This window comes from Chryseobacterium sp. S0630, assembly GCF_024158915.1.
Classification (GTDB): Bacteria; Bacteroidota; Bacteroidia; order Flavobacteriales; family Weeksellaceae; genus Chryseobacterium.
This window is the reverse complement of sequence record NZ_JAMZGF010000012.1, coordinates 90,687-103,330: the sequence shown is the minus strand read 5'-3', so window position 1 is coordinate 103,330 and position 12,644 is coordinate 90,687. Positions and strand designations below refer to the sequence as shown.

The following is a 12,644-nucleotide window of genomic DNA, read 5'->3' as shown; positions in this document are numbered from 1 at the left end:
AAGGGATCTGTGTTTTTTCTGCAATAACTGAGAAGAATAGCATGATCAGCATTCCCAGAAACATATTAAGAATCCATCGCTACCATATTTGAGCTTAGATATATGAATTGTTAGATAAGTATATTAGATGTGAGTGTATACTTATCAACATTTCCAAAACTATAGTGTTAAGTTTATTGGGAAGTCTGTTGGGTAGACATAAAGGAGCAAAGGCTTATAAATAGATTGTGATTATTTAAGGGGCAAGAACATTTCGATTTCGCTCAATGGAAGATTTTCAGCAAGAGATTGGGGATGTTCTTTGTTTAGAATATGCAGTGCTCAATTTTATCGTAGATAAAATCTTTGCGCCTTAAAAAGTTATAATTAAAAATAACCTTGCGTCTTTTCGTTTTCCAACAAAAATCTTACACTTTATTCTGTTTCAAAAGCATCATCAGAATCACAGGAATTCCAAATACGGAGCTTATCACATTCAAAGGGATCTGTGTTTTTTCTGCAATAACTGAGAAGAATAGCATGATCAGCATTCCCAGAAACATATTAAGAATCCATTGCTGCCATAATTTTGAAGGATTATAGACCAGCCTGCAAAAGTGGGGAACAATAATTCCAATAAAAAGAATAGGCCCCAAAAATGCCGTAACAGAAGCGGATAGGAGAGAGGATGCAACGATGATTAAAAGTTTCAGCTGTTTCAGATTCACTCCTAAACTTTGTGCGTAGGAATTGCCCAGTGAATTTCCAATGAGTGGTTTTATCGCTCTGAAACATATAAACATACCAATTGAAACTAAAATAAACAACACATAAATCTGGTTTCTCGTTACCATATTATTCGCCCCGAAAGACCATAAAATATAGTTTTTAAGACTCTGGTTTTCTGCATAAAATTGTAACAGTGATACAATAGCACCAGCAAAAGCAGATACCAAAAAACCGAAAATAATAAGATAGGATTTATCCTGAAATCTGTTAGACATTGACAGCAGGATCAGCATTAACAGTAAACTGCCTCCAATAGCTGATAAACTGAGAAAACTGTTCTGTAAAAATTCAGGAAGTAAAATATTATGGGAAAAGAAAATATAAAAGGCAACCGATAAACTGGCGACTGAGGTTATTCCCAATATATCAGGCCCAGCGAGTGGGTTTTGGAAATATTCCTGCATCAGAAAACCAGAAGTAGGAATGGAAATTCCAGCCAGCATCATTACGAGAACTCGGTTGATGCGGATCTCAGCAATCTGGCTATGTGCCGAATCCTGAAAGAAATCCTGAAAACTTAAACCTAAAAATCCTGTGTTCAGATTAATGACAGCACTTATAATAATGGCGATCACGAATAAAAAACACAGGATTTTAAATCTTTTTGACATGATTCAGCAAGAGTTCAGTCTATTTTATTTTAAAAAAGAATCAATTTTTGAATTCAAAACATCTTCTGTCATCATTCCCAGATATTCGTCGGTTTTATCACCTTTTCTCATGAAAGTAAAAGGAATAGAACCACCGTCCCATTGTTTGAAGTTGTTGTGAAAGAAGTTTTGATCTAATTTTTGTCCATCCAGTAAGATAATATTACCTCCCAATTTATTTTCGGTGGCAAAATTCTTGACAGCACCAGCCCAATCTGCTTTATCATCAAGGTTGACGAAAGTGAACTTTACAGGTTTTCCTTTCAACTCATCCATTTTACTTTTAAAACTTGGAATTTCTCTGATACATGGGCCACACCAGGTTGCAAAAAAGTTGGTTACATATAACGTATCATTATTTTTTGCTAAATGCTGACTTACGTTTTCAGGAGAAAGTTCTTTGGGAATGGCTGTACTTCCTTCTGTTTCTGTAGTTTGAGATACAGAAAGAGAATCTGCAGCTGCGGTATTTTCAGATTTCTGACCTTCTTTTTTACAGCTGTACAGTGCAGTAAGAAGTAACAGGGAAAAAATTATCTTCTTCATAAATTATTTTTTATCTATTTTTGAATTGAAGTTATGGAACAACAAATCTATAAAGGGAAACTGATACAGTTTCATCCGTTAAAAATAGCGAAAAAGGAAGAGCTGACCAAAAATACTTTTTCTCTGGAGTTTGATATTCCTGAGAATTTAAAAGAAAATTTCAGGTTTGAGGCCGGGCAGTTCGTTAGTATACGATTTCAATCACATGGGAAAGAGGTTATTAATGATTATTCAATGACTTCAGCTCCTTATGAAGGGAAAATAAGTCTGGGAATAAAGGTCAATTCCTCTGAAGGAGCCACTTCGCAGTTATTTCAAAATTATAATATTGGTGATGAACTGTGGGTGAGTGAACCTGCAGGAAGATTTACCATTGTATCTAAACCCAGTGAATTCAGGACTATTGTTGCTTTTGCAGCCGGTATTGGAATTACCCCGATTTTAAGTCATTTTAAAAATATTCTTCACAACGAGCCCAGAACGAGATTATTCTTATTTTTTGGAAATAAAAGCTCAGACGATTTAGTTTACCGAGAGCAATTGGATAATCTTGCCAGAACATGTGGAGACAGGCTTCAGATATTTTACTTTTTCTCACAGGAAAAAACAGCAGATCAGTTTTTCTATGGCAGGCTGGATGAAAAGAAACTGAATCTTATTATCAACCAGATTCTTCATTTGGACGATACAGATGAAGAATCTACTATTTGGGATGCGGTAGATGAAGTGCTTATTTGTGGGAAAGGAGAAATGATCAAGACATTGGCTAACGCCTGCTATCACCACGGAATTCCGAAAAAGAATATCCATTTTGAACTTTTTGAAGAATTCAATGATGATATTTATCCTGTAGAAAAAGAATTTCCTCTGATTGAAAATATTGAGGTAGAATTTACCATGCTGGGAAAAAAATATACGACCCAGCTTCCTGATAACAAGGATAAAATCCTTCAACAGCTTCTGATGCAGAAGTTCCCTGTACCTTATTCGTGCAAGTCCGGAATCTGTGGAAGTTGTGAATGTTCTCTGGAGGAAGGAGAGGTGGAACTGTTGGAGAATGAGTATCTTACAGAAAAAGAGGAAGAGCAGGGACATATTTTAGCTTGTATGTCTATTGTGAAAAGTAAAAAAATAAAGCTTAACTTTGATCTTAGTTGAGAATTATTAGGAACATATTTAACCTTGGATTTATATCATTGGAATTGGGAATTCTGATGATATGCTTCTGTAATGTGTGGGTTTTCGGGCTTACCAACGGGAGAACCTATACCAAAATATCAAAAATTCCGCCACGGGAAATTGCATTAGTTCTGGGAACATCTCCAAAAATGAGATCCGGAAAATCCAATCCTTATTTCACCAAAAGAATGGATGCCACGGCACTTCTTTATCATCATGGGAAAATCAAGAAAATTATAGTAAGCGGGGAGAAAAGCAAAGGTTATAACGAGCCGGGAGCAATGAAAAACTATCTGATCAATCAGGAAGGTGTACCTGAGGATATTATTGTGGAAGATCCGAAAGGTTTTAATACCTATAAAAGTATTCTCCGTTGTAAGGATGTTTATAAGAAGAAAAATGTCATTATTGTATCTCAGGGATATCACAACCTAAGAGCATTGTTTTTTGCGAGAAATAATGATATGAATGCTTTGGGATTTGATGCGCAGGATGTCACAAAACCTGAGAGCTTCTACAGAAACCAGACGAGGGAAATCCTCGCCCGTGTGATTGCTGTAGTCTATTTTATTTTAGGCGTTTCTCCGGACTAGAAAGGATATCCGAACGCGATATTAACTGTTGGTTTGAAAGGCTGGATGTTTTTGAATCTCCATCGGTCACCTTCAGGTTTATTCGGGTCATAGATCTTATACGCAAGGTCAATTCTTGCAGTAACGTAAGCGATATTCAATCTTAATCCGAATCCACTTCCGATACCTACCTGTTTCCAGAACTTACCGAATTTAAATTCATCTCCATAGCCGTCATTATAGTTACGAAGACTCCATGTATTCCCGATATCGGTAAATAAAGCTCCTTCGTAAGTTTTATTGAAAGGAATTCTATATTCAATATTGGTGGTAAGTTTTACATTGTCCGTCATATAGGTACGAACTCTTTCATCCACCTGAGAATCTGCAGGACCTAATCCCCCAAAGGCTACCCAGGCTCTGATATCATTGGAACCTCCATTGAAATAAGACTTGATGATAGGCATATCCTGAGAGTTTCCAAAAGGAATTCCAACTCCGATAAACTGACGAAGTACTAACGTCTGATTTCCGTTAAACTTGAAATACTTTCTGGTGTCAATATCAAATTTTACAAATTGTGCATAAGGTAACCCGAAAATAGTTCTCTGTGGACCGGTAACAATACCTCCGTCATTATCTTTTTTATTGAATAAGCTTAAGATGTTACCTGCAAGCTCTACTTTTCCGTTAAAATAAAATGCATTAGGATATTCTTTTTTTCCAATTTCGCTATATACAAAGTTGTAGATCATGGAAGAAATAAGGACATCCTGAGTCTGTCTGTCTTTGTTCACCAATGTCCCTCTGAAGGCTGTTAAAAGATCAGTTCCCTCCTGATTAAGACTTGCACGGTAAGCATCGTTCTCGATAATTTTCTTGGAAACTTCATCTACGCTGAGTTTTCCATCTTTATAGTCCTGTCCGGTTTGTTGAGTATCTGCATCAAACATAAAGTAATTTCCGAAAACTTCATCTTTTACCCTTCCGTCATTCACAAAGTAATCGTAGTAAGCATCTTTATTTTTCGTCAGACTGACCTGAGTATTGAATAAAGTAAGCTTGTGATATACCTGGTCATTGACACTGGCCTGATAGTTTAATCCCGTATTGAAAATAAGTCTTCCCAAACCGATATTGTTCTGTATAGATGCTCCCAACAGGATAGAAGAAGTTGGTGTATATCGTTTAGGAATGAATTTATAATAATTAAAAGGAAGCAGCAACCTCGGGAAATTCAATGATGTCTGAGCCGATATTTCGTAAGCAGGAACCCTCTTATCAATATCCTTGGTACTTCGGATAGACCCAAATGTACCTGAAAGGCTGGTAGAAAGGTTTTCCGCCCCTCTGAAAACATTTCGGGTGGTAAGATCTACAGAAGGAGATATCCCGAGATTTAAAATCTGGGAATAATTAATATCTGTTCCCACTTTAAGTTCATACTTTGGAAGTGGTTTCAATACATATAAAACATCCACAATACTGTCGTTAGGGGAAGTCATTCCGCCTTGTCTCAGAGAGTCTCTTGCTTTAACGATGCTAAAGTTATTCATCGATAAAAGATTTCTCTTGGTTACATCCAGTTTCGTCTGATCAAAAACTTTTTTGCTGTCCGGAATAATAGCCCTCCATATGGATGAAAGTTTGTACTTATCATTCACCGTATGGAATCTGATTCTCCTTAAGCTGTCTTTCTTTGTATTTTTAGGATAATCACCAGGTTCATCCACAATGGCAACATCAATATTTCCAAAAGTGGCTATTTTATAAGGCGTATCCAGTGAATCTTTATGAATTTCCAGGGTTAATGGAACCTGTTTTCTGCTTTTAAGAGAATCGGCCACAAAATAAACCTCATCATTGGAAGCATTGAACCTGTAGAAACCAAATTCCCTCATCAGATCAGTAATTCTGGTTACTTCTCTTTCCAAAACGGTCTGGTCAAGAATCTGTCCTGATCTTACAAGGCTTCTGTTCAGATTATAGTTGTAATATCCTTTGATTCCCTGATCCGGAATATTATAGAAATAATCCTTGATACGTGTAGGCTCGTTATGCTTGATCGAATAATTAACAGATGCTTTTTTGGAAGCAGAATCCAGTGTATGATTGAACTTTACATCAGCATCCCAAAATCCTCTGTAGGTAAGTCTTTTCTTGATAGATTCAGCGCTTTTTTCGCTTCTGGTCTGATCAAGAATTACCGGTGCTGTACCCCAATTGTGCAGCAAACGGTCAAAAAGAAGACTTTTTCCGACACTGCTTTTCATGTTATATTTAAGGAATAAAGAGTCTCTCAGTTTCTGATTTCTCATCTCACCGGGATAGGTCATATATTCATTAAGTATGGTATCGTATTTCGTATCCGCCATATTGTAGAGCAGTAAACTCAATGGCATGAAAAGAAATTGCTTTTTATTGGGTTTCTGCTGGATGTAATCTTTCAGCTCTTCGTCGAAAAATTCTCTCTTATCCTCGAACTCTAAACTGTTCTTGGTAAGCAGATATTCGCCCTCAGGAACTTTTTTTGTCGTACTACAAGCATAAAGGAGACCAACAAATGTTGCAAATGAGATAATTTTATAATATTTTTGAGGAGAATTCTTATAATGCTTACAGCTCATACAATAAAAGTTTTACAATCTTTAGATAAAAAGAAGTTCAGACAAAAATACAATTTGTTTTTGGTTGAAGGTAATAAAATCATTTGTGAACTTTTTAATTCTAACTTTAAAGTTAAAGAAATATTATCAACCGATCCACAAAAATTGGACCGTAGTGATATCCCTGTTACCCATATCTCTGAAAATGAATTAAAAAAAATCAGTTTTCTTAAAACACCAAAAGATTCTGTGGCGGTATGTTATCTTGCCGAGGAAGAAAAATGGGAAGATAAGAATATACAATTGGTTTTGGATGGAATACAGGATCCGGGAAATCTTGGAACTATTATACGATTGGCAGACTGGTTCGGAATTGAACAGATTATCTGCAGTGAAGATACCGTAGATGTGTACAATCCGAAAGTGATTCAGGCGACAATGGGCTCGTTTACCAGAGTAAATGTAGTGTACACTGATCTTGTGGAATATCTTTCTAAGACAGAGAATGTAAATATCGGAACAGATATGGAAGGAGAGAATATCTATACTTTTGAAAAACCTGAAAAGGTTAATCTCATTTTAGGAAACGAAGGAAACGGAATGAGACCGGAAACAGAAAAGCTTTTACAGAAAAGTATCAGTATTCCGAGATTTGGAAAATCCCAGTCTACAGAAAGCCTGAATGTATCAATGGCTGCAGGGATTATTTTAGGACAGTTATTTTCAAAATAGAAAAATAAGAAACCAGAGGTTAGAAATTATTGTAAAATATTACTGAATAGTATCTAGCGTCTGGTTTCTAATATCTTATTTTTATATCAGTTGTTCCATACTTGAAACACTTTTGTTTTTCTGATAGACCTCCATCTTTTTTCTGACATATTTCAGAGCAATAGGAGCAAGGTAAATCAATGCTGCACCAATCAGTTTTTTCTTCCAGTTGGAGCTTTTCATATTCTTTTTGGCATAGTTTCCTACGATAGCGGTAACTCCCAGTTTAACAAGACCATCGGTAATGTTTCCTCCTTTGAATGCGGAGCTGGCAATTCCTACAGCTGTATTTTTGCTAATCAGAAGATCTTTCACCTCTGAAGTAAGCTGTTTGGCAATGACATCCTTTCTTAAAACTACTTTTTCATCACCGTCTTCATCAATCTTTTCCTGAAGATACTGATCACTTAAACCATTGGTAAATGCACTTAAGCTTTCTTTTGTATTTTTGAAGGTAAGAAGATTTTCCAGATCACTTATTTCACCCTGAAGCAGTTTTTTCTTTCTTCTTAATTCTTCTATGCTCTCGTATTTTCTGCCCATAGTTTAATGATTTAAAAATTTAATAACCTGATCTGCAACAGTATTGACAATCTTAGTTTTGAAGGCCACCACAAACGCCATTACCAGCGCATAAAATGCTGCCACAATGAGGAATCCATATGAGTAATTATCCAGTGCTTTTCCAATAAGGAAAGCAATTCCAAAATTGAAAAGGATAATAAAAAAAGCAAAAGCAACAAGCAGTACTACAAAGTAAGTAATGAGCCCGGCAGAAAGTGACGACTTTTCAGTCGCTTCAATTTTCAGAAGATCTATTCTCTTGGAGGCGTATTCTTTAATAGTTTCTATCATTGTTTTTTTTTAAAGTTACAAAAAAAGGAACTTTCGCACAAAAGTTCCTTTCCGTAATTTACTTAAAAAAGATAAATTACTTATTTTTTCAGATCATTCAGTTCCGCTTCTACATCTTTTGCCAAATCTGCAGTTTTAGAAACAATCTGATCTTTGTATTTATCATATCCGTCTTTCACAGTATGTGCTACGCTACTCGCCGTTTCTTTGAAAGTAGAAGAAATATTGCCATATTGGTCTTTTACTTTTTCAGAAACCTCACCGTATTTATTTTTAGCCTGATCTTTAAGATCATTTGCTTTAGTTTTGATTTTTTTTCTGGTTTCTTTACCTTCTTCCGGTGCGTATAACATTCCTAAGATTACACCTGCCGCAGCACCTGCAAGAAGTCCTGCCAATATACCTGCTGTATTATTTCCTTTTCTAGACATTTTAAGTTTTTTAATAATTAATAATAAATTAGTTTTTACAGTAATAAAACTTACAATTTGTATACCAAAGGAGGCTTGAAGCCTATTAAAAATTGTTAAATCTTTTTGATGTGAGATAAAATAACTTCTATGGTTTCCTTTTTGGTGAGTGCCGAATTATCAATTACGATAGCATCGTCAGCCTGCTTCAATGGGGCTATTTCACGCTCACTGTCGATCTTGTCACGTTCTATAAGGTTTTGCTTTACCTGTTCTTTATCTGCTTCTATTCCCAGGCCTTTCAGTTCCAGAAACCTTCTGTTGGTTCTTTCGTCAATGCTGGCAGTAAGAAAGAATTTATAGTCTGCATTTGGCAGAACTACTGTCCCAATGTCACGTCCGTCCATAATAACACCTCCTTTTTCTGCCAAAGTGCGCTGCGATTGCAGTAAGAAATCTCTTACTTCTTTCTGTTTGGCAACAAGACTTACGTTGTCAGATACAATATTGGTTCGGATTTCCTTAGAGATATCGGTATCATTAAGGAAAAGAATAAGGGTGCCGTCGTTATTTTTAAATTCAAGTTTGATTTGATTAAAAGAAGAGAACAGTGTATTCAGATCAATCTCACCGTTTTCATTCAGACAATGCTGCAAAGCATACCAGGTAACTCCTCTGTAAAGCGCTCCTGTATCCATATGAATAAGTCCCAGTTTATCAGCAATGACTTTAGAGATAGAACTTTTTCCGGTAGACGAGTACCCATCGATAGCAATTACAGGTTTTTTCATACTGCAAATTTCAAGATTTTTTTTAGAAAATCAAGAAGAAGTAAGAAAATTTCGGAATAATTAAGAAATTTCCGGTCAGGAAGGTTATTCTCCTCTGTGGCTGGAAAGGTCCATAGAAATTCCTATCTGATTGACATTCGAAGAGTTGTGGTATCTTACATGGGCGTAATCAATACGGAATCTGGAAACTTTAACTCCAAATCCTGCAGAAAGTCCTGAGAAGTTTCTCTGATCTGCAACAGCCAGTTCATTTCCTCTTTTTACATTATAGCCCAGTCTGATGTTGAAGTTTTTTTCCGGAAACAATTCTGCCCCCAATGAAAAGTGATCTGCGATTTTTCTGCCAGCACCTACTTTTTGCCCATCCAGATTTTCTTCTGAAGAAATATCAAACTTCTGAAGATCATGCGCTGTAATAGTAATGGCAAGAGGGAAGTTCTTGATTATTCTGGTGTATCCCAGATCAACCCTGAAAGGAAGATTTTCTCTTGTTCCGTTAAAGGATTTCAGCTGAAAGCCAAAATTTCTCATCACAAGAGATAGTACTTCTTTATTCTTTTTATTATGATAGGTAATTCCCGCTGTTCCTGAGATGGCGGAAGAAGTATAGTTGTCAATTTTTGAGGTGATGAAATTAAGTCCTCCACCAATTGTCCAGTCTTCTTCAAACTGGTAGGCATAGCCCGCACCAATCGCTACATCTGAAGCTTTAAATTCTCCGTTTTCGAAACCGCTTTCATCCGTCCTCGGAATACTTCCATAGCTCATATACCTTGCATTGATGGTAGCCATATGGCCATTTTCAAAGTCTTTGGCATAAGCAATCGTTCCATATTTCGAATCGGCAAGGTAAGCCGTTGCGTTTACAGAAAGCTGTTTATCAGAATCTTTATTTAAAAGGGCAGGGTTTGCAATAGCAAAGGAAACATCATAATCTCTTACCGAAATTGCATCTCCACCCAAAGCAGCCTGTCTTGCAGATACAGGTACATTTAAGAACGGATAGACATTTGTTCCTGTTTGCGCATAAGAAACAATTCCTGATAGAAATAATGAAAAAATGATAATTTTCTTCAACTCAATTTATAATTAATGCAAAAATAATCCTTTTTCGTACTTTTCAAAATATTTCTTACATTATTTCTATTTAAATATTTTTCTTTTATCAATATCATTAATGATTATATTTGCAAAATCAAATTCTGGGGAAACCCATACTAATAAAAAGTTACTTAAAAATAAAAGATGAAATATAAAAGAATCCTTCTGAAACTGAGCGGTGAGGCCTTAATGGGAAACAGACAATACGGTATTGATACTGAAAGATTGCAGGAATATGCAGCTGAGATCAAAAAAGTAGTTGAAAAAGGCTGTGAAGTAGCGATCGTGATTGGAGGAGGAAATATCTTCCGTGGTGTAGCCGGAGCTGCAAAAGGTATGGATAGAGTGCAGGGTGATTATATGGGAATGCTTGCTACTGTTATCAATGGAATGGCTTTACAGGGAGCATTGGAAGATGCAGGAATCAAAACAAGACTTCAGTCTGCTATCGAAATGGATAAAGTGGCTGAACCTTTCATCAAAAGAAGAGCAGTAAGACACCTTGAAAAAGGAAGAGTTGTAATCTTCGGAGCAGGTACAGGAAACCCTTATTTTACGACTGATACAGCGGCTACATTAAGAGCTATCGAAATCGGAGCTGATGTAATCTTAAAAGGAACAAGAGTAGACGGAATCTACGACAGCGATCCTGAGAAGAACGCTAATGCTGTAAAATACAACTCATTATCTTTCGATGAAGTATTTGAGAAGAACCTTAAAGTAATGGATATGACTGCCTTTACATTAAGCCACGAAAACAAATTGCCAATCATTGTATTCGATATGAACAAAGATGGAAATTTAGAAAAAATCGTAGACGGAGAAAATGTAGGTACTTTGGTTAATTTATAATCAATATAAGCCCTAAAAAATATAAAAACACCTGTTACAGTAATTGTGACAGGTGTTTTCATTTTAACACTAATCTTAATTATTTATCCACACTGGCATTTTGTTTGGCATTTTCTTTTTCAACCAAAGTGTAATGGGACAAAATCCATTCAAGGATCTGATTCATTATTTTTATAACCATCTCAGATTCTGTAACAGCAGTTACTCCCGGTACCAGATTTAAAACGGCCGGTTTTGGTAATGGCTGTGGTAAAATAAGTCCATTTACCTGAGGATTAGGTCCTGTTGCAGGAATACCATTATACATGGCCACATGTTGTACGCCTAGCTGAAGCATATAATCCTGCAAAGTTTCAGGAGGTGTTTTGATAGTGGTTTGGAGTTGGCCTGGAAGCGATTGGTTTTGTATTCTTGTATAACTGGCTCCTGATTTTGAAGAATCATCAATAGCCAATTTTTGTAAAGTTTGTAATATATAAGGAGTCATATTGTTAGTGGCCTGACCATATATAGTTGCAATTTTCTCCAGTTCTGATACCGGCCACGCATGAGGAACTACATCCAGATTATTCCAGTGCATGGTATTCCAGCTTTGATAAGTGCCTGATTGTTGCTGCCATCCCGGAGGTAATGGAGGGAATTTACTATTGAACAGATTGGCAAATGCTGCCTCACCCGGAGTTGGTCCGGCAGTTGGATATACAAGCGTTACCCCGAAAGCATTCAGATCCTTATTTTCTTTCAGATAAAGAGCAAGGGTAGGAGATAGTGCTCCGGCAAGACTGTGTCCACAAAATATAATGGCGGTACCCGGATCCGGATTTAAGCCTGCCAAAAATTGTTGCAATGTAGTATTCGGTGAAGCTGCAGATTGTGGGCTTTCAAGTCCGAGAAGGATACTGATACCAGTAGCAGTTCCCTTTGAAATATAAGGGTCAGTGCCATTATAAGCCGATGGAGCGAAATTGGAAGGGTTATAAGTAGTCCAGTTTACCACTTCTGCAACTGAGAAATCTTCTGTTTCCCAATCGTAAAGTGATGAAGGATTAGTGGCGGCAATGGCCACAACGTAGGTAGGTAATGTAGGACCTCCCGGAAATGCGACAGCATTAGACTTAACAACATATAATGCATTATCTGCAACACCAGTAGGAACTCCCTTTTCATTTTTTTCTTCGATCAGGGCAGGACCCCAGACCAGATCCCAGTTTCCTAATTCCGATACGGCTGAAGGGTTAGCTGTGGAAGGGGTTTTCTGATCCATTATTTTAACCGGAGGAACATTGTTAAAATAATAGGATAAATCATACTGAAGCTGTTGCTGTAGTTGGATACCAAAACCGTTGTAGCCTCCGGCACGGTTGGCAAGACCTGCCATACCGAAAACTTGTTGATAGGCATCTAAAGATGGATTTGTCATGATGTGATTGGTTTAAAATAAGGTTAAAATTTTCAATTGATAAGAAATGTCTTCTCTAAGACTTTCCGTTTTTTTATGGCAAGCATTTCATTTAAAATAGCTGCCAATGTTTCGTTTAAAAGA

13 protein-coding genes are annotated in these 12,644 nt (G+C 36.6%); 4 read left to right on the top strand and 9 right to left on the bottom strand.

Annotation, left to right across the window (positions count from 1 at the left end; genetic code table 11):
- Positions 1 to 407: 407 nt before the first annotated feature.
- Positions 408 to 1,379, bottom strand: coding sequence for an iron ABC transporter permease (locus NK356_RS08095; RefSeq protein WP_034694314.1), 972 nt, complete (start codon positions 1,377 to 1,379; stop codon positions 408 to 410).
- Between the two features lie 24 nt (positions 1,380 to 1,403).
- Complete coding sequence (locus tag NK356_RS08090) at positions 1,404 to 1,964, bottom strand: TlpA disulfide reductase family protein (protein WP_034694318.1); 561 nt, start codon at positions 1,962 to 1,964, stop codon at positions 1,404 to 1,406.
- A 33-nt stretch (positions 1,965 to 1,997) separates the two neighbouring features.
- Between NK356_RS08090 and NK356_RS08085 the strand changes: the two genes are divergently transcribed.
- Positions 1,998 to 3,122, top strand: a complete 1,125-nt coding sequence (locus NK356_RS08085; protein WP_034694321.1) for a ferredoxin--NADP reductase — start codon at positions 1,998 to 2,000, stop codon at positions 3,120 to 3,122.
- Positions 3,119 to 3,736, top strand: coding sequence for a vancomycin high temperature exclusion protein (locus tag NK356_RS08080; protein ID WP_034694323.1), 618 nt, complete (start codon positions 3,119 to 3,121; stop codon positions 3,734 to 3,736). Before NK356_RS08085 ends, NK356_RS08080 begins: the two co-directional genes overlap by 4 nt.
- Here NK356_RS08080 and NK356_RS08075 read toward each other — a convergent pair.
- Positions 3,733 to 6,342, bottom strand: coding sequence for a BamA/TamA family outer membrane protein (locus NK356_RS08075; protein WP_253316666.1), 2,610 nt, complete (start codon positions 6,340 to 6,342; stop codon positions 3,733 to 3,735). The two genes, NK356_RS08080 and NK356_RS08075, sit on opposite strands and share 4 nt — an antisense overlap.
- On the opposite strand from NK356_RS08075, the gene NK356_RS08070 reads away from it, so the two are divergent.
- Positions 6,328 to 7,053, top strand: a complete 726-nt coding sequence (locus NK356_RS08070; protein WP_034694327.1) for an RNA methyltransferase — start codon at positions 6,328 to 6,330, stop codon at positions 7,051 to 7,053. The genes NK356_RS08075 and NK356_RS08070 overlap by 15 nt on opposite strands.
- 81 nt (positions 7,054 to 7,134) lie before the next feature.
- On the opposite strand, the gene NK356_RS08065 is transcribed toward NK356_RS08070, so the two are convergent.
- The 5 genes from NK356_RS08065 to porQ all read right to left on the bottom strand — a co-directional run bounded on the left by NK356_RS08065 (position 7,135) and on the right by porQ (position 10,225).
- Entirely contained in the window at positions 7,135 to 7,635 is a 501-nt protein-coding gene (locus NK356_RS08065; protein ID WP_034694329.1) for a hypothetical protein, read from the bottom strand.
- Between the two features lie 3 nt (positions 7,636 to 7,638).
- Positions 7,639 to 7,947: a phage holin family protein gene (locus tag NK356_RS08060; protein ID WP_034694332.1), complete on the bottom strand. Its 309-nt coding sequence runs from the start codon at positions 7,945 to 7,947 to the stop codon at positions 7,639 to 7,641.
- Between the two features lie 80 nt (positions 7,948 to 8,027).
- Positions 8,028 to 8,378 (bottom strand): YtxH domain-containing protein, encoded by a 351-nt coding sequence (locus NK356_RS08055; RefSeq protein ID WP_034694334.1) that lies wholly within the window; start codon positions 8,376 to 8,378, stop codon positions 8,028 to 8,030.
- A 95-nt stretch (positions 8,379 to 8,473) separates the two neighbouring features.
- The gene (gene cmk / locus NK356_RS08050; RefSeq protein WP_034694336.1) at positions 8,474 to 9,148 is read right to left on the bottom strand and encodes a (d)CMP kinase; all 675 of its coding nucleotides are present in this window, start codon (positions 9,146 to 9,148) and stop codon (positions 8,474 to 8,476) included.
- 84 nt (positions 9,149 to 9,232) lie between these two features.
- Entirely contained in the window at positions 9,233 to 10,225 is a 993-nt protein-coding gene (porQ, locus tag NK356_RS08045; RefSeq protein WP_253316665.1) for a type IX secretion system protein PorQ, read from the bottom strand.
- A 168-nt stretch (positions 10,226 to 10,393) separates the two neighbouring features.
- On the opposite strand from porQ, the gene pyrH reads away from it, so the two are divergent.
- Positions 10,394 to 11,101 carry a UMP kinase gene (pyrH, locus tag NK356_RS08040; RefSeq protein WP_034694340.1) on the top strand — a complete coding sequence of 236 codons (708 nt, stop codon included), beginning with the start codon at positions 10,394 to 10,396 and terminating at the stop codon, positions 11,099 to 11,101.
- 79 nt (positions 11,102 to 11,180) lie between these two features.
- Here pyrH and NK356_RS08035 read toward each other — a convergent pair whose 3' ends face one another.
- On the bottom strand, positions 11,181 to 12,521 hold the full coding sequence (locus tag NK356_RS08035) for a lipase family protein (RefSeq protein WP_253316664.1): 1,341 nt from the start codon (positions 12,519 to 12,521) through the stop codon (positions 11,181 to 11,183).
- Positions 12,522 to 12,644 lie beyond the last annotated feature (123 nt).